Origin of the sequence: Nocardia halotolerans (genome assembly GCF_042650145.1) — a bacterium.
Classification (GTDB): Bacteria; Actinomycetota; Actinomycetes; order Mycobacteriales; family Mycobacteriaceae; genus Nocardia; species Nocardia halotolerans.
In genome coordinates, this window is sequence record NZ_JBHSDL010000006.1 from 117,970 (window position 1) to 135,783 (window position 17,814).

At 69.8% G+C, this 17,814-nt stretch carries 15 protein-coding genes; 11 read left to right on the forward strand and 4 right to left on the reverse strand.

Annotated elements, in window-relative coordinates:
• The 6 genes from rapZ (at position 1) to tpiA (ending at position 6,227) form a co-directional block, all read left to right on the forward strand.
• Positions 1-957, forward strand: a complete 957-nt coding sequence (gene rapZ / locus ACFO5K_RS06075) for an RNase adapter RapZ (protein ID WP_378557020.1) — start codon at positions 1-3, stop codon at positions 955-957.
• Complete coding sequence (locus tag ACFO5K_RS06080) at positions 954-2,018, forward strand: gluconeogenesis factor YvcK family protein (protein ID WP_378557023.1); 1,065 nt, start codon at positions 954-956, stop codon at positions 2,016-2,018. The genes rapZ and ACFO5K_RS06080 overlap by 4 nt, the downstream gene beginning before the upstream one ends.
• Positions 2,009-2,992: a DNA-binding protein WhiA gene (gene whiA, locus ACFO5K_RS06085; protein WP_019047780.1), complete on the forward strand. Its 984-nt coding sequence runs from the start codon at positions 2,009-2,011 to the stop codon at positions 2,990-2,992. The genes ACFO5K_RS06080 and whiA overlap by 10 nt, the downstream gene beginning before the upstream one ends.
• Before the next feature lie 206 nt (positions 2,993-3,198).
• On the forward strand, positions 3,199-4,215 hold the full coding sequence (gap, locus tag ACFO5K_RS06090; protein ID WP_378557027.1) for a type I glyceraldehyde-3-phosphate dehydrogenase: 1,017 nt from the start codon (positions 3,199-3,201) through the stop codon (positions 4,213-4,215).
• Positions 4,216-4,220: 5 nt separating this feature from the next.
• The gene (locus ACFO5K_RS06095; protein WP_378557030.1) at positions 4,221-5,435 is read left to right on the forward strand and encodes a phosphoglycerate kinase; all 1,215 of its coding nucleotides are present in this window, start codon (positions 4,221-4,223) and stop codon (positions 5,433-5,435) included.
• 3 nt (positions 5,436-5,438) lie between these two features.
• The gene (gene tpiA / locus ACFO5K_RS06100) at positions 5,439-6,227 is read left to right on the forward strand and encodes a triose-phosphate isomerase (RefSeq protein ID WP_378557033.1); all 789 of its coding nucleotides are present in this window, start codon (positions 5,439-5,441) and stop codon (positions 6,225-6,227) included.
• A gap of 67 nt (positions 6,228-6,294) precedes the next feature.
• Here the strand turns inward: tpiA and ACFO5K_RS06105 are convergent, their stop codons facing one another.
• Positions 6,295-7,083 (reverse strand): META domain-containing protein, encoded by a 789-nt coding sequence (locus ACFO5K_RS06105; RefSeq protein ID WP_378557036.1) that lies wholly within the window; start codon positions 7,081-7,083, stop codon positions 6,295-6,297.
• A gap of 104 nt (positions 7,084-7,187) precedes the next feature.
• Entirely contained in the window at positions 7,188-7,688 is a 501-nt protein-coding gene (locus tag ACFO5K_RS06110) for an MmpS family transport accessory protein (protein WP_378557039.1), read from the reverse strand.
• Between the two features lie 235 nt (positions 7,689-7,923).
• Here ACFO5K_RS06110 and ACFO5K_RS06115 point away from each other — a divergent pair, with 235 nt between their 5' ends.
• Together ACFO5K_RS06115 and secG are read left to right on the forward strand one after the other, a co-directional pair.
• A complete protein-coding gene (locus ACFO5K_RS06115; RefSeq protein ID WP_378557687.1) occupies positions 7,924-9,510 on the forward strand; it encodes an MFS transporter in 1,587 nt (528 codons plus the stop codon).
• A 34-nt stretch (positions 9,511-9,544) separates the two neighbouring features.
• Positions 9,545-9,778: a preprotein translocase subunit SecG gene (gene secG / locus ACFO5K_RS06120; RefSeq protein WP_378557042.1), complete on the forward strand. Its 234-nt coding sequence runs from the start codon at positions 9,545-9,547 to the stop codon at positions 9,776-9,778.
• A 27-nt stretch (positions 9,779-9,805) separates the two neighbouring features.
• On the opposite strand, the gene ACFO5K_RS06125 is transcribed toward secG, so the two are convergent.
• Positions 9,806-12,064: a thiamine pyrophosphate-dependent enzyme gene (locus tag ACFO5K_RS06125; RefSeq protein ID WP_378557690.1), complete on the reverse strand. Its 2,259-nt coding sequence runs from the start codon at positions 12,062-12,064 to the stop codon at positions 9,806-9,808.
• A gap of 200 nt (positions 12,065-12,264) precedes the next feature.
• Positions 12,265-13,047, reverse strand: coding sequence for an AraC family transcriptional regulator (locus ACFO5K_RS06130; protein WP_378557045.1), 783 nt, complete (start codon positions 13,045-13,047; stop codon positions 12,265-12,267).
• An 89-nt stretch (positions 13,048-13,136) separates the two neighbouring features.
• Between ACFO5K_RS06130 and ACFO5K_RS06135 the strand changes: the two genes are divergently transcribed.
• Genes ACFO5K_RS06135 through ACFO5K_RS06145 form a run of 3 tightly spaced genes read left to right on the forward strand, consistent with a single transcriptional unit; the run spans position 13,137 to position 17,664 of the window.
• Entirely contained in the window at positions 13,137-14,087 is a 951-nt protein-coding gene (locus tag ACFO5K_RS06135) for an alpha/beta hydrolase fold domain-containing protein (protein WP_378557048.1), read from the forward strand.
• Positions 14,084-15,958 (forward strand): ABC transporter ATP-binding protein, encoded by a 1,875-nt coding sequence (locus ACFO5K_RS06140; protein WP_378557051.1) that lies wholly within the window; start codon positions 14,084-14,086, stop codon positions 15,956-15,958. The genes ACFO5K_RS06135 and ACFO5K_RS06140 overlap by 4 nt, the downstream gene beginning before the upstream one ends.
• A complete protein-coding gene (locus ACFO5K_RS06145) occupies positions 15,955-17,664 on the forward strand; it encodes an ABC transporter ATP-binding protein (RefSeq protein ID WP_378557054.1) in 1,710 nt (569 codons plus the stop codon). Before ACFO5K_RS06140 ends, ACFO5K_RS06145 begins: the two co-directional genes overlap by 4 nt.
• Positions 17,665-17,814: the final 150 nt, after the last annotated feature.

The window sequence follows — 17,814 nt, forward strand, 5'->3', positions numbered from 1 at the left end:
ATGACACGCGTCGAATCGAACAACAATGCGGGGGCAGGACCCGAACACGCCGGGTCGGTCACCGAAAAACAGCAACCAGTAGAAGTGGTCATCGTGACCGGCTTGTCCGGCGCGGGCCGCGGCACCGCCGCGCGCGTATTGGAGGATCTCGGCTGGTACGTGACCGACAATCTGCCACCCGAACTGATCGGGCGGATGATCGAACTCGGCGCGGCGGCCGATCCGCCGATCCGCCGGCTCGCCCTGGTGATGGACGTGCGGAGCCGGTTCTTCACCGGTGACCTGTCCGGTGTCACCGAACAACTACGCTCGGCGGGCATCCGCACCAGGGTCCTGTTCCTGGAAGCCTCCGACGACGTACTGATCCGGCGGTTCGGCTTCGCCCGGCGCAGGCACCCCCTGCAGAGCGACAGCGCCGACGGCACCCTCTCGGCCGGTCTGACCGCCGAACGGGTGCGCCTCGGCGCGGTGAAGGGCGCCGCCGACCTGGTCATCGACACGACCGAACTCTCGATTCACCAGCTGCACCGCAAGCTGGAGGAGGCCTACGGCGCGGGCGCGCCCGCCGCGCTGCAACTGACCGTGCAGTCCTTCGGCTTCAAGTACGGTGTTCCACTCGACGCCGACACGGTGCTGGATGTGCGATTCCTGCCCAATCCGCACTGGATTCCGGAGTTGCGCGAACACACGGGACAGGAAGCGGTGGTCAGCGATTACGTGCTGTCGCGACCGGGCGCGCAGGACTACCTGCGGACCTGCGGCCACCTGGTCGACCTGACCACGACCGGATACCGCCAAGAGGGGAAGCGATACATGACGGTGGCAGTGGGGTGCACCGGCGGCCGACACCGCAGCGTCGCGATCGCCGAGGCACTCGGCGAACTCGTCGGTGACGGGACCGGGCACGCGGCGGTGGACGTCGTGCGCGTGGTCCACCGGGATCTGGGGCGCGAATGAGTGGCTGGGAGTCCGATCCCGCCGTCGTCGCGCTCGGCGGCGGGCACGGGCTGTACGCGACGCTCACCGCCGTGCGCAGACTGACCAGGCGGATCACCGCGGTGGTCACCGTCGCCGACGACGGCGGCTCGTCCGGGCGCTTGCGCGCGGAACTGGGCATGCTCCCGCCGGGTGATCTGCGCATGGCACTGGCCGCGCTGTCCGAGGACGCCGGCGGCGTCTGGACCACGACGGTGCAGCACCGCTTCGGCGGCACGGGTGCGCTGTCGGGGCACTCGGTGGGTAATCTGCTGCTGGCCGGGCTCACCGACGTCCTCGGTGACCCGGTGGCCGCGCTCGACGAGGTGGGCCGGATATTGCGCGTCACCGGTCGGGTCCTGCCGATGTCACCGATTCCGCTCGACATCGAGGCCGAAGTGTCGGGGCTGGAATCGGATCCGCGGATCGGCCGGTGCGTGCGCGGGCAGGTGGCGGTGGCCACCACACCGGGTAAGGTCCGGCGGGTGCGGCTGATTCCGTCCGATCCCCCCGCCGTCCCCGCGGCCACCGCGGCCATCGAACACGCCGATGTCGTTGTGCTGGGCCCGGGTTCGTGGTTCACCAGCGTCATCCCGCACGTGCTGGTGCCGCAGTTGCACGATGCGCTGGTGCACACCGGAGCGCGTAAGGTGCTGGTGCTGAACCTGGCCGCGGAGCCGGGGGAGACGGCCGGCTTTTCGGCCGAACGTCATCTGCATGTATTGTCCCAGCACGCACCGGATTTCGCGGTCGACGAGGTGCTCGTCGACTCGGCGTCGGTGCCCGAGGGGCGGCAGCGGGAACATGTGGCAAGAGCCGCCGAACAGTTGCGTGCACGGGTAACGTTCTGCGATGTGGCCGAGCCGGGAACGGATCGGCATCATCCCGGAAAACTTGCCGCCGCACTGGATCAGCTGATCCGGTCGCCGCGGCCGCAACTGGCTGGGCTTCGAGTCGATGGACGACACAGTGTCTCAGATGTGCACAGTGTTGCAGATGAGCGTCCGCGGTCGGTGGGAAAGGAGCGCGTCTCGTGGCGATGACAGCCGAGGTGAAGGACGAGCTGAGCAGGCTCGTGGTATCGCAGGTCAGCTCACGCAAGGCGGAATTGTCGGCATTGCTGCGGTTCGCGGGTGGTCTGCATATCGTCGGTGGCCGGGTGATCGTGGAAGCCGAAGTGGACATGGGCTCCATTGCGCGCAGGCTGCGCAGGGAGATCTTCGAGCTCTACGGTTACGGCTCCGACGTGCACGTACTGGGCGCGGGAGGATTACGCAAGACCTCCCGCTATGTGGTGCGCGTGTCGAAGGAAGGCGAGGCGCTGGCGCGCCAGACCGGTTTGCTCGACGTGCGTGGCAGGCCGGTGCGCGGGCTGCCCGCGCAGGTGGTCGGCGGCAGTATCGGTGATGCCGAAGCGGCATGGCGCGGGGCGTTTCTCGCGCACGGGTCGCTCACCGAGCCGGGGCGTTCCTCGGCACTGGAAGTGAGTTGCCCCGGTCCGGAGGCGGCGCTGGCCCTGGTCGGCGCGGCGCGGCGGCTCGGTATCACCGCCAAGGCTCGCGAGGTGCGCGGCACCGACCGGGTCGTGGTGCGTGACGGTGAGGCGATCGGCGCGCTGCTCACCCGGATGGGTGCGCAGGACACCAGGCTCACCTGGGAGGAACGGCGGATGCGCCGCGAGGTGCGCGCCACCGCCAACCGGCTGGCCAACTTCGACGACGCCAACCTGCGTCGTTCGGCGCGTGCGGCGGTCGCGGCGGCGGCCCGGGTGGAGCGAGCGCTCGAGATCCTGGCCGACGACGTGCCCGATCATCTGGCGGCGGCGGGCAGGCTGCGGGTGCAGCACCGGCAGGCCTCGCTCGAGGAGCTGGGACAGCTGGCCGAGCCACCGATGACCAAAGACGCGGTGGCCGGACGGATCCGGCGGCTGCTGTCGATGGCCGACCGGCGTGCCAAGGACCTCGGTATCCCGGACACGGAGTCGGCGGTGACGGCGGAACTGCTCGACGACGCCTGAGGCGGCAGCCGAGCGGAAAACAACGTGGTGAATCCGACGTTCAGGGCAGAGCGGTCATGCGTGACCGCTCTGCCCTTTATTCTGGGTGCTCCACGGGCAGGGGGCCGGGGAGCTCACAACGCACAGGTGGCTGTCGTGATGGGGAGGGCGGCTACTACTGTGGTTACGGTCGGAATGAATCCGCTTGAAAGCTGAGGAGCGATAACGTGACTGTCCGGGTAGGTATCAACGGCTTCGGTCGTATCGGACGAAACTTCTTCCGTGCGGTGGAGGCGCTGAAAGCTGTCGGCAAGACCGATATCGAGATCGTCGCGGTCAACGACCTCACCGACATCAACACGCTGGCCACCCTGCTGAAGTACGACTCGATCCTGGGCCGGCTGCCGCAGGACGTCTCCGTCGACGGCGACACCATCGTGGTCGGCGAGCAGCGCATCAAGGCGCTCGCCATCAAGGAGGGCCCGGCGGCCCTGCCGTGGGCCGACCTGGGCGTCGATGTGGTCGTCGAGTCCACCGGCATCTTCACCGCCGCCGAGAAGGCCAAGGGCCACCTGTCCGCGGGTGCCAAGAAGGTCATCATCTCCGCGCCTGCCACCGGTGACGACATCACCATCGTGATGGGCGTCAACGATGACAAGTACGACGGCAGCCAGAACATCATCTCCAACGCGTCGTGCACCACGAACTGCCTGGGCCCGATCGCCAAGGTGCTCAACGACTCGTTCGGCATCGTGAACGGCCTGATGACCACCGTGCATGCCTACACCCAGGACCAGAACCTGCAGGACGCGCCGCACAAGGATCTGCGTCGCGCCCGCGCCGCGGCCCTGAACATCGTGCCCACCGGCACCGGCGCGGCCAAGGCCATCGGCCTGGTGCTGCCCGAGCTGCAGGGCAAGCTCGACGGCTACGCGCTGCGCGTTCCGGTCCCGACGGGCTCGGTCACCGACCTGACCGCGACCCTGGCGAAGCCGGCCACCATCGAGGAAGTCAACGCCGCGATGAAGGCCGCTGCCGAGGGCCCGATGAAGGGCATCCTCAAGTACAACGAGGACCCGATCGTGTCCAGCGACATCGTCACCGATCCGCACTCCTCGATCTACGACGCGCCGCTGACCAAGGTGATCGACAACCAGGTCAAGGTCGTGTCCTGGTACGACAACGAGTGGGGCTACTCCAACCGCCTCGCCGACCTGGTCGATCTCGTCGGCAAGTCGCTCTGAACGCGATGACGGTCCAGACACTCCAGGATCTCCTGGCCGAGGGTGTCGAGGGCCGGGGCGTGCTCGTGCGCTCCGACCTGAACGTCCCCCTCGACGACAACGGACAGATCACCGACCCCGGCCGCATCATCGCCTCGGTTCCCACCATCGAGGCACTGGTCGAGGCCGGCGCCAAGGTGGTCGTGATGGCGCACCTGGGCCGGCCCAAGGGCGAGCCCGATGCCAAGTTCTCGCTCGCCCCGGTGGCGGCGAAGCTGGCCGAGCTGCTGGGTCGCAACGTCCAGCTCGCCGGCGACGTGGTGGGCTACGACGCGCTCTCGCGCTCGGAGGGCCTCACCGACGGCGACGTGCTGCTGCTCGAGAACGTGCGTTTCGACCCGCGTGAGACCAGCAAGGACGAGGCGGAACGGGCGAAGCTCGCCGCGGCGTTGGTCGAGCTGGTCGGCGACGACGGCGCGTTCGTCTCTGACGGTTTCGGTGTGGTGCACCGCGAGCAGGCCTCGGTCTACGACGTGGCGAAGGTGCTGCCGCATTACGCGGGCACCCTGGTCGCCGCCGAGGTCGACGTGCTGCGCAAGCTCACCCAGGACCCGGCCCGCCCGTACGCGGTGGTGCTCGGTGGCTCCAAGGTCTCGGACAAGCTCGCGGTGATCGAGGCGCTGGCCCCCAAGGTCGACACCCTGGTGATCGGCGGCGGCATGTGCTTCACCTTCCTTGCCGCACAGGGGCTTTCGGTGGGCACCTCGCTGCTGCAGGAAGAGATGATCGACACCTGCAAGGAACTGCTCGAGCGCTTCGGCGACGTGCTGCACCTGCCGGTCGACATCGTCGCGGCCGACAAGTTCGCGGCCGACGCGGACTCGAAGACGGTGGCCGCGACCGAGATCCCCGACGGCTGGATGGGTCTGGACATCGGCCCCGAGTCGGTGGCCCGGTTCTCCGCGCTGCTCACCGAAGCCAAGACGGTGTTCTGGAACGGCCCGATGGGCGTGTTCGAGTTCGAGAAGTTCGCCGCCGGCACCCGTGGTGTCGCCGAAGCCATCGTGACCGCCACCGCCAAGGGCGCGTTCACCGTGGTCGGCGGTGGTGACTCGGCGGCCGCCGTGCGCACCCTCGGCCTGCCCGACGACGGCTTCTCGCACATCTCCACCGGCGGTGGCGCTTCCCTGGAATACCTGGAAGGCAAAGAGCTGCCCGGTATTTCGGTGCTGGAGGGCTGAGCGATGGCAGCACGTAAACCGCTCATCGCGGGCAACTGGAAGATGAACCTCAACCACCTCGAGGCCATCTCGCTGGTACAGAAGGTGGCGTTCGCGCTGCCGGACAAGTACTTCGCGAAGGTCGACGTCGCGGTGATCCCGCCGTTCACCGATCTGCGCAGCGTGCAGTCGATCGTGGAGGGCGACAAGCTCCTGCTCACCTATGGTGCCCAGGACGTGTCGGTGCACGACTCCGGCGCCTACACCGGCGAGGTCAGTGCGCCGATGCTGGCCAAGCTCGGCTGCAGCTATGTGGTGGTCGGGCACTCGGAGCGGCGTCAGTACCACCAGGAAGACGACGCGACCGTGCTGGCCAAGGCCAAGCAGGCGCTGAAGTCCGAGATCACCCCGATCGTCTGCATCGGCGAGGGGCTGGGTGTGCGCGAGGCGGGCACCCACGTCGAGTACAACCTCGAGCAGCTGCGTGGTTCCCTCAAAGGCCTGAGCGCCGAACAGATCTCGCAGATCGTCATCGCCTACGAACCGGTGTGGGCGATCGGCACCGGCAAGGTGGCCTCGGCGGCCGACGCGCAGGAAGTGTGCGGTGCGATCCGCGGCGAGCTGGAGAAGCTGGCCTCCCCGGAGGTCGCCGCCGGAGTGCGGGTGCTCTACGGCGGGTCGGTGAACGCCAAGAACATCGGCGAGCTGATCCGGCAGACCGACATCGACGGCGCCCTCGTCGGTGGTGCTTCGCTCAAGGGTGACGAGTTCGCCACCCTGTCAGCGATCGCCGCGGGCGGGCCGCTGCCCTGATCGGGTAGGACGACACCACACGACGGGCCGGAAACCGACCAGGTTTCCGGCCCGTCGTCATCGATGCCTATTCGGTGTGCAGAACCAGGCCGTGGCCGTTGTCGTTGCGCAGCGTGAGGGTGTCGGCGTCGACGGTGGCGGTGGTGTGCCCGTCGAGGGCGCGCAGCACCTGCTGTTCGACGTCCATCACGTCGGGGGCGCACATCACCTTGGTGGTGGCGACCGCGAAGGTCACCGACTCGCCCGGCCCGAGTTCGGCGGTACCGGTGAGCCGATTGCATCCCGCGTGCCCGCTGACCCGGCCGTCTTCGGTGATCGTGAGATTGGGCGCCACTTCGTCGAGCACCGTCGAGCGCACCTGGGCGTCGGGGGTGAGCAGCGCCGTGACCACCCACTCGGTGCCGGTGAGCGGCTTGTCGGGGTGCACGATCTCCTTGTCGGTGAGCCGCACGGTGATGTTGTCGCCGGTCAGTGTCAGGGTGGGGCCGTCGAGGTGCCAGCGCGGGTCGGCTTCGAGGAACGAGTTCTGCCAGGCATCGGCTTCGCCGCGGCCGTCGGTGCACGCCATCAGGGTGCTCGTCAGTTTGTCCACCCGCAGCGTGTGCTCGCTCAGGTCGACCGGACCGCTGGCGGTGTTGCAGCCCGAGTGCGCCGAGATCCGGCCGTCGGCGAAGGTGAGCGTCATCGGCCCGCCGCCGGGAATCGCGCCGCCCTCGACCTCGGTCGAGATGTAGGTGTGGCCCATCGGCATCGCGGTGTCCTGCGGCGGTTCGTCGTCGTCGGCGGATCCGCAACCGGCCACGACCGTGCCGGCCAGTGCGAGGAGAACGACGAGACGACTGGGGGTTATCCGCATGGAGCCGATGGTACGGCCGCGCCCCGGACACCGATCGGCGTTGCGCGGGTGTGTCCCGGCGAGCGCGCGAACGTGGTGGTGTCCGGGGCGGGTGGGCGAAACGCTCAGTCGGCGGTGCCCGAGCAGGTGGCGGTCGCGAACTGGCCGCTGGCCTGCTCCTCGGCGATCACCTTGCCGTCGGCGGTGATCTTGCAGGACACCTGCCCGCCGTCTACGCCCGCCATGACGCTCAGGGACATGAACTTCGCGAGGCCGTCCATGGCGATGTCCTTGGACCACGGCAGCGCGACATCGGACTCCTGCCCGACGTCGAGACCTGAACCGGAGTAGGTGATCGAGGAGGCGGTGCCGGTTCCGCCCGCCTCGTAGGAGACGTTGACCACGCGCTTGGACTCGTTGTCGATCTCGTTGGCGACCGAGCCGACCAGTGCGACACAGCCGCCGATGATCAGCAGCAGCACGAGCAGGATGCCGCCCAGTACCCAGGGCCACACTTTCTTCTTCTTCGGCGGCTGGGGGTATCCGCCGTGGGGCGGGTAGCCGCCGGGTGGCTGCTGGCCGTAGGGCGGCGGTTGCTGGCCATAGGGCTGCTGCGGGACAGACATGCGATTCCTTCGTGTCGTGAAAAGCTCCCCCCGAACGAAACGGGAGCTCGTTACTGCGTGCTCGAGAGCGATCAGAAATTAGCACTTTTCACGATATTGCGTTGGGCCACAGGTTGTCCGGCGGTTCGCGGTGGTCGTCGCGGCCGGCGGTCGAGTGCCGGCCGCGACGGCCGGAGCCGGGGAGGACGTCGCCTCCGGGGCCGGTCGCCAGGGATATGCTCGACGCGTGGGCAATGTGGCGGCGGATCGGATCTCGACCTGGGCGCCGCTGCGGTCCCCACTGTTCCGCGCGCTGTGGATCGCGCAGCTGGTGTCGAATCTGGGCACCTGGATGCAGACCGTCGCCGCGCAGTGGCTGGTGGTCGACGAGCCGAACGCGGCGGTGCTGGTCGCGCTCGTGCAGACCGCGCTCACGCTGCCGGTGATGCTGCTGTCGATCCCGTCCGGTGTGCTGGCCGACCTGCTCGACCGCCGTCGCCTGCTGCTCGGCGCGCAGACCGGGATGGCGCTGGTCTCGCTCACCCTCACGATCTTCACCGCCACCGGTCACACCACGCCGGCGGTGCTGCTCACCCTGCTGTTCCTGCTGGGCTGCGGGCAGGCGCTCACCGCGCCCGCGTGGCAGGCCATCCAGCCCGAACTGGTACCGCGCGACCAGATCTCCTCCGCGGCGGCGCTGGGCTCGATGAGTGTCAACATCGGCCGGGCGGTCGGGCCCGCCGTGGCCGGTGTGCTCATCTCGATCCTGGGGCCGACGGTCGTGTTCGGTTTCAACACCCTGTCCTTCATCGGCATCGTCGCGGTGCTGGTGGTGGCGAAATGGCCGACCCACCACTCGACGCTGCCCACCGAGCGGCCGCTGGCCGCCCTGCAAGCGGGCACCCGGTTCATTCGCGCCGCACCGGCGATCCGGCGGGTGCTGTTCCGGGCCATCCTGTTCATCGCCCCGGCCAGTGCCGTGTGGTCGTTGCTGCCGGTCATCGCGCACGACCGGCTCGGGCTCAGCGCCGACGGTTACGGCTTGCTGCTGGGCGCGCTCGGGCTGGGCGCGGTGTGCGGTGCGCTGGGGCTGTCGCGGTTGCGGTTGCTGTTCACTCCCACCCAGCGGCTCGCGCTCGCGGCGGTGCTGTTCGGTCTGGGCGCGCTCGCGGCCGCGCTCGTGGACAGCGTGCCGGTGGTGCTGGTGCTGCTGGTGGGCGCCGGGCTGGCCTGGTTGCTGGCGATGTCGACGCTGAACTCCACCATGCAGTTGCTGTTGCCGGCCTGGGTGCGGGCACGTGGGCTGTCGGTGTACATGCTCGTGTTCATGGGCGGGCAGGCGATCGGCTCGCTGGTGTGGGGTCTGGTCGCCGGTGCCTACGGTGCGGTGACCGCGCTGCTGATCGCGTCGGCACTGCTGGCCGGTTGCGCGGTGAGCGCGCTGTGGTTGCCGATCCGGCACAACGCGGAGCAGATCGACCTCTCCCCGGCGGCGTTCTGGCCCGAACCGCAACTCGTCGTCGAACCCGAACCCGCGGACGGCCCGGTACTGGTGATGCGCGGCTACGACGTGCCGCCCGCCGAAGTCGCCGGATTCACCGCATCGATGGCGCTGGTGGGGCGCTCCCGGCAGCGGACCGGGGCGATGGAATGGCGGCTGTATCGCGACGTCGGCACCGTCGACCGGTTCGTCGAGGCCTTCGTCGTGCGGTCCTGGGCCGAACACATGCATCAGCACCAGGTGCGCCTGACCGCCCGCGACCGGGAGATCGAACAGACTGTCGCGCACTTCGCCGCGGGCCCCGAAACCGTCTCCCACCTGGTGGCGGTCGAGCCTGGTTAGACCAGTCGGTCGCCGACCGCCTAGGATGAACGCCATGTCGCTGTTCCTCGATATCCTCCTCATCGTCACCAGCGTGCTGCTGGTGCTGCTGGTGCTGCTGCATCGCGCCAAGGGAGGTGGCTTGTCCAGCCTGTTCGGCGGCGGCGTGCAGTCGAGCCTGTCCGGCTCCACCGTCGTCGAGAAGAATCTCGACCGCATCACCATCTTCGTCGGCATCGTCTGGCTGATCGCGATCCTCGGCATCGGCCTCGAGATCAAGTTCGCCTGAGCCCGGCGCCGGCTCGCTGATCGCCGCTCACCGCAGCAAGCGGTGCGCGGCTTTCTCGATCGCGGCCTCGCTCAACAGCACGGTCTCGGCGGCCGGGCCGAGCGGGACGAAACTGTCCGCGCTGGTCGCGCGGGCCAGCGCACCGCGGTAGTCCGCGTCGACGAGAGCGGCATACACCGACTCGGACACCCCGCCACCGCGCCGCGTCTCATCGGCCACCAGTACGCGACCGGTGGCCTCGGCATGGCGGACCAGGTCGGCGACCGGCAGCGGATTCAGCCAGCGCAGGTCCAGCACTCGTGCGTGCAGGCCCTGCGCGGTGAGACGATCCGCGGTCCGCAAGCTCATCGGTACCCCGTTGCCGAAGGTGACGATGGTCAGGTCAGCACCCGTCCCGTGGACGCGGGCGCGGCCGATCGGGACGTGCTCGGTGGTGGGGGAGGCGAGCCAGGATTCGTCGCCGGGATGCAGGTCCCGGGTGTGGTACAGCGCGATCGGTTCGACGAACAGGCACACCCGGCCCTCGACCCGGGCGGCCGCGACACAGGTGCGCAGCATCGCGGCGGCGTCGTCGGCGCGGGCGGGCACCGCGACCACCACGCCGGGGATGTCACGCAGTGCGGCAAGGGAATTGTCGTTGTGGAAGTGGCCGCCGAAACCCTTCTGATAGGCCAGCCCGGCGATCCGTACCACCATCGGATTGCGGAACTGCCCGTCGGAGAAGAACCGCAGGGTCGCGGCCTCACCACGGATCTGATCGATCGCGTTGTGCACGTAGGCCAGGTACTGGATCTCCGGGATCGGCACGAACCCGGCCAGCGCGGTGCCGAGCGCGGTACCGAGCACGGCTTGTTCGTCGAGCAGGGTGTCGAACACCCGCCGGGCACCGAACCGCTTCCGCAGGCCCTTCGTGACGCCGTACACCCCGCCCTTGCGGCCGACGTCTTCGCCGAAGACGAGCACATCGCGGTCGCGGGACAGGAGTTCGCCGAGGGTGTGGTTGATCGCCTGGGCGAGAGTCATCGGCGGTGGCGCCGCGGGCGCTCCCGAGCTGTTGGGAGTCGAAATCGTGGAAGCCGCAACTGTCGGAGCCGGAGCAGTCGAGGTTGCCGGAGTCGGGGTTCCGATCGCCGGGGTTGCGTGCGGCGGGTTCGAGGTGGGTTCGGCGGTGGGAGGCCAGTCGCTGACGATCGCCGCCGCTGATGCGCGCATGACCTCAGCTTGTACGGCACCCGGTCGCACCGGGGCCAGCGCGGCGGTGACAGCTTGTGCTGAATCGAGCCGCGCCTCTCGCACGACCTGCGCGCCCACCTCGCGCACGTGCGCCCCGATCCGGTCGTAGCGGGCGAGCAACTCGCCCGGCTCGGCGACACCGGCGGCCACGAGATACCGGGCGGTGCCGACCAGCGGATCCCGGGCCAGGTCGGCCGCGATCTCGGCCGGACTGCGATAACCCGACTCGACATCGGAGCCCGCGTGCCCACCCAACCGCACGGTGCGCACATGCAGGAACACCGGCACCCGCCACGTCCGTGCCAGATACACCGCGTCCTCGGCCGCGCCGAGCACATCGGGTAGCACGCACCCGTCGGCGGCCAGGTAGGTGAGCCCGGGGCGGGGACCGTAGGCGCGTTCGATCCAGTCCGGGGGAGTCGGCACGCTGATGCCGAGACCGTTGTCCTCACACACGAACACGATCGGCATCGCCACGCCCTGATGGGCGGCATGCACGGCGGCATTGATCGCCCCGGCCGCCGTGGAGTGGTTGGCCGAGGCATCCCCGAAGCTGCACGCCACCACCGCGTCGGCCGGCCACGGGCACGCAACACCTTGTCGCGCGGCACGATCCAACGCGAAGGCCAGCCCCACCGCGCGCGGCAGATGCGACGCGACGGTCGAGGTCTGCGGGATGACCGAAGCCGCCGCGCTCCCGAAGACCTTGTGCCGGCCACCTGAAATCGGATCGGCCGCCGCGGCGACCACCCCCAGCAGCACATCCCGGATCGGATCCACTCCCTGGATCTGCTTGCACCGCTGCACGAAGAACGCGCCCGACCGGTAGTGCAGCAATGCCGGATCGTCCACCCGCAGCGCCGCCGCCACCGCCGCGTTCCCCTCGTGCCCCGAGGACCCGATGCTGTAATACCCCTGCCGGTCCGCACCCAGCCGCCGTGCCACCAGATCCAGATGCCTACTGGCGGCTTGGGATTCGAAAAGCTCCAGCCCGAACGCGGCATCGATGCCCGTGGCCGCGTCGAGTCCGCCGGGCGCCGCGAGCCCGTTCATCGCGGCCCGGAAGGCCCCATCCAGGTCGAGCGATCCCAGCGCCACCGCACCAACTCCTCGCCCGTAGTCGAGTCGACATCCGAACCTCGCCTGTGCCGTGTAGCCGATGCTAGTGCGTGCCTGCCGGGGATCGGCCACCATTCCGGCACCGACCCGCAGCACGGGAAGTACCGGGTCCTGCGTCCCGCAGCCGGCGGCGCTCAGGTGTCAGCGGAAGTCCCGAGGTCGAAACGCACACCGGCGCGCAGGATTCTGGTCAACGAGGTGCCGAACATCCGGTGGACCGTCTCGCTGAAATGTGAGGGGGTGGCGAACCCGGCGTCGATGGCACAACGGGTGAGGTCGTGACCGTCGGCCACGGCGCGTATCGCGTGCATCACTCGTGACCACTGCTGGTAGCGGCGGAACGTGGTGCCGCACTGCTGGGCGAACAGGCGCAGGAAATGTGAGGTGGACAGGTCGAGTCGGGCGGCCACGGTGTCGGCCCGGAAGGTGCGCTGCGGGTTGCGGCGGATCGCGTGGGCGACCGATTCGATCCGTGGGTCGATGAGCTGGGTGCGCCCCGGCGCGGCGGCGGCGAAGATCCGCTCCGGGCTCACCTCGCCGGCGCGGCACAGCTCGACGAGTTCGGCCTCGCGGCGGTGGCCGAGCCGGTAGGGGCCGACGGTGCTCGTCATCTCGGCGGCGATGGCGGTGGCCGGTGAACCGGCGATGTCGACGAACAACAGCAGGATCCACGCCTCGGGTGCGTTCACGCGGTGCACCGCGCGGGCGGGGGCCAGCGCGCTGCCGGTGCGCAACTCGCCGTGGGTGGCGGTCTCGAGCACGAACGGCCCGTCCAGACCGGCGCAGAACACCGCCACCGAGGTGGAATGCGGGTCGACGCCGATCTCGGGCCCGATGTAGCCGGCATGGCCGGGCCGGATCCACACCAGTGGTGACCGCGGGGGACCGCATATTTCCGAAAGCGCAACGACGGTCACACCTGCCAGGGTATCGCTACACCGCCCACCTCGGCCGGTGCGCGGCAGGATCGGAAAGGCACATCATGCGAGGCAGGATTCCCCTTCGGATGCGGGCATTGTCCGCACTCGACAGCGGCCCGGACTGGGATTCGATCACCCCCGCCCAGCTCGTCGAAGCACGCGAAGCCCAGGAGCGGGTGCGCCGGAGCGCGCTCGGTGCCCTCGTCAACGGCAGACCCGACCGGGGCGCCCACATCAGCACGCACGCACTCGAGCTGCCCGGTCGCACCCTGTCGGTGCGCGTGTACCGGCCCTCGGGCGGTGGCACCGACCTGCCGCTGATCGTGGCCTTCCACGGCGGCGGGTTCATCACCGGCGTCCCCGGCCAGGACGACTGGCTGCTCAGTCACCTGGCCGCCGCAGGCCCGGCGGTGGTCGCCTCGCTCGACTACCGGCTCGCCCCCGAGCATGTGCTGCCCGCCGCCGTCGAGGACGCCTGCGAGGCGACACCGCTGCTCCTCGCGCGGGCCACGCAGTGGGGAGCCGACGGCACCCGGCTCGCGTTGCTCGGCAGCAGCGCGGGCGCCACGCTCGCGGTTCGCGCCGCCGACCACGCCGCAGCACTGGGCCTGCGGGTGCGCACCCAGGTGCTGATCAACCCCCAAATCGACTGGACCGACGCGGTGTTCGAGTACCCGTCGTTCACCGAGAACGCCGAGAGCCCCACCGCCACCCCCGCGAATTGCCGTGCGGTACAACGCCTCGCGATGCGCCCGGGCTTCGACGCCCGCACCGTCTCACCGATGTACCTCGACGTCACCGGCACCGCCCCGGTCCTGATTCAGTCCGCGGGCCTGGACCCCTTGGAAGACCACTCCCCGGCGTACGCCGAACGGTTGCGCGCGGCGGGGGTGGAGGTCACCCTCACCCGGTATCCCCGCGCGACGCACGCCTTCCTGAGCATGCCCGGCCTGGTCTCCGCCGCCCGTCCGGCCCGCGCGGAGGTGCTCGCGCATCTGCGCAGCCGGTTGGCGGCGACGAAAGCGGTACAGCGATGACCATCGACAGCGGCACGGCGAAGCCGACGAGCAGCGATGGTGGTACCGGGGCCCCCGTGGACAGTGGCGTGGCGGGGACTGCGGCCAGTGGCATGGCCGAGTCTGCGGACAGCGGCACGGCGGGGACCGCGGATTCCGGTGCGGCGGGTCCGCCGGGCGTGGCCGGACTGCTGCGCCCGCACGCGTCCCGATTCGCCGCCGTCGCGGTGTTGCAGGTGATCGGCGCGGTGGCGGGCCTGGCGCCGCTGCTCGCGGTCGTGGAGGTGGGCCGGGAACTGTTGTCGCCCGGTCCGATCGATCAACGGCACGTATGGGTCGTCGTGGTGGCCGGTGCGCTCGGACTGTTCGTCCGACTGTTGTGCTCGGCGGGTTCGGCGGCCATCGGGCACCTGCTCGACGACCGGGTGCAGCTGGATCTGCGCAGGCGGCTGGCCGCGCGACTGGGGCAGGTGCCGCTCGGGTGGTTCTCCCGGCGCCGCACCGGTGAGCTGGCCAAAGTCGTGGGCGAGGATGTCAGCGCCGTGCACCCGATCATCGCGCACACACCGGGTGAACTGGTCTCCGCGTTCGTGGTGCCGCTGGTGTCGCTGATCTACCTGTTCACCGTCGACTGGCGGCTCACCCTGATCACCCTGATACCGGTGGTGCTCGCCGTCGCGTTGGTCCCGCTGATGATGACGCCCACCCGCCTGCGTGAACAAGCCGACTTCGACACGGCGATGGGCGCGATCGCGAACTCGGTGGTCGAATTCGTCCAGGGCATCGCCGTGGTCAAGACATACGGCGGATCGGCGCGGGCGCATCGCCGTTTCCTGCGCGCCGTGGACGATTTCGCCGACATCTTCCTGCGCATGGTGCGCGGGCTGGCCGGGCCCGCCGCGGGGATGCAGGTGGCGTTGTCGCCACCGTTCGTGCTGCTGGTGGTGCTGGTCGGCGGCACCGTACTGATCACCACAGGCGGCATGGCCCCGGCCGATCTGCTGCCGTTCCTGCTGCTCGGGATCGGGCTGACCGCGCCGGTGGCGGCGCTGGGACACGGGTTCGACGACCTGCAAGCCGGCCGTCGCGCGGTCGGGCGGATCAGTGCGGTCCTGGCCGAACCCGCGCTGCCCGAGCCCGCGCACCCGCGAATCCCGCAGGGGCACCGGGTGGAACTGCGCGATGTCGGTTTCGGCTACGACGCCGACCGCGCGGTGCTGCGCGGAATCGACCTCGTGCTCGAACCGGGTACCACCACGGCACTGGTCGGCCCGTCCGGCAGCGGCAAGTCCACCCTGGTGCAGTTGCTGCCCCGGTTCTTCGACCCCACGCACGGCGCGGTGCTGCTCGGCGGTGTCGATCTGCGTGAACTCACCGGCGCCGAGCTCTATCGGCGGGTGTCGTTCGTGTTCCAGGACGTGCGGCTGTTGCGCGCGTCGGTCACCGACAACATCGCGCTGGCGGTGCCCCACGCCGCCCCCGACGCGGTGATCCGCGCCGCCCGGCTAGCCGGTATCCACGACCGCATCCTCGAGTTGCCGCACGGCTACGACACCGTGCTGGGTGAGCAGGCGCGGCTCTCCGGTGGCGAGGCGCAACGGATCTCGCTCGCTCGCGCCCTGCTCGCCGACACCGCGGTACTGGTGCTCGACGAGGCGACCGCCTTCGCCGACCCACAGACCGAACAGGCGGTGCGCCGCGCCCTGGCGAGCCGCGGTGCGGATCGGACGCTGCTGGTCATCGCCCACCGCCTGGAAACGATCGCCGACGCCGACACCGTCGTCGTACTCGACAACGGTGTGATCGTCGAACGTGGCACCCCCGCCGAACTTCTGTCCCGCAACGGCCGATTCGCCGATATCTGGCACACACACCGAACGGTGACCTCATGATTCGCTTACTGCTACGCGTCCTCGGTGACGAATACGCCCAGCCGGTGCGCCGCACCGTCGTCCTGATGACCACGACGGCCGTCGTCGAAGGTCTGTCCTACGCGCTGCTGGTGCCCGTGCTGCGGGCCCTGTTCGGCAGTGACCCCAGCCAGGCCTGGCCCTGGCTGATCGCGCTGGCCTTCGCGGTCGCGGGCTTCGCCGTGCTGCGCTACCTCAGCGACCTGTCCGGCTTCCGTGGCGGCACCACCCTGTTGCGCGGGGTGTACCACCGGCTCGGTGACCAACTGGCCCGGCTGCCGATCGGCTGGTACACCACCGGGCGCGTCGGGGACGTGTCGGTGCTGGCCAGCCGGGGCGTGCTACAGGCGATGAGCGTGATCGCGCATCTGCTCGCACCGATCATCAGCGCCGCCGTCACCCCGTTGACGATCGTGGTGGTGATGCTGGCCTTCGACTGGAGGATGGGGGCGGCCGCCCTGGCCGCGGTGCCCGTCGTGGTGGCGATCCAGGCGTGGGCCGGGCGACGGATGGACGAGGGCGACGCCGAACGCCACGAACGTGACCACGAGGCCGCCCGTCGGGTGATCGAATACTTGCAGGCCCAGCCGGTGCTGCGCGCGGGCGGGCGCAGCACCGAAGGTTTCCGGCAACTCGACGACGCCCTGCGCGAAGCCGGCCGGGCCGCACGCCGACGCACCCGGACCGCCGTACCCGCCGTGCTCGGGCTCTCGCTCGCCGTCCAGACCATGTTCACCGTGCTCCTGGTCCTCGGCACCTATCTGGCGCTGGGCGCCGACATCGGTACCGCGGAGGTGCTGGCCGTCCTGGTGCTGGCCGCCCGCTGCGCCGACCCGCTGCTGTCGCTGGCCGACCTCGGCGGTCAGCTCCGGGCGGCGCGGTCGGAACTGATCCGGCTCGACGAGGTCCTGCGCACCGAACCACTTCCCGAACCGTCCGCGCCCATCGCACCACGGGGCCACGGTCTGGCCTTCGAGTCGGTCACGTTCCGGCGTGACGGCCGCACGGTCGTCGACGACCTGACCCTGACCGTGCCGCAAGGGCAGCGGCTGGCGATCGTCGGGCCCTCGGGTGCGGGCAAGACCACCCTGCTGCAACTGCTGGCGCGGTTCTACGACGTGGACGCGGGTACGGTGCGCGTGGGCGGTGTCGATGTGCGCGACATCGGCACCGAGACGCTCAGCTCCCTGTTCGCGATCGTCTTCCAGGACGTGTACCTCTTCGATGCCACCATCGAGGAGAACATCCGCCTCGGCTGCCCCGACGCCGACACCGCCCGAGTACACGCGGCGGCGAGCGCGGCGGGTCTCGACGAGGTGATCGACCGCCTCCCCGACGGGTGGTCCACCCCGGTCGGCGAAGCGGGTGCGCTGCTGTCCGGCGGTGAGCGCCAACGGGTCTCGATCGCCCGAGCGCTGCTGAAGGACGCCCCCATCGTGCTCCTGGACGAGGTGACCTCCGCCCTGGACCCGCGCAACGAAGCCGTGGTCAACAACGGCATCGAACGACTGATGGCGGGCCGCACGGTGGTCATGGTCGCGCATCGGCTGGAAACGGTGCGCCGCGCCGACCGCATCGTCTTCCTCGACGGCGCCACCGTCATCGAAGACGGCACCCACGCCGAACTGCTCCGACAGGAAGGTCGCTACGCCCAGTTCTGGGCCGCTGGGCTCACACCGACCACCTGATCTCGCCGGTCCCACAGCTCACTGGTCGTAGCTTGCCCGGGCAGGCGCCCGGCGCGAGCGCGGATTCGCGGCAGCGGTGAGCACGGTCGAATACGGCGACCTGCACCGCCGCATCGTGGCGAACAGCGCACGGCTACGACCGTCCGCGCC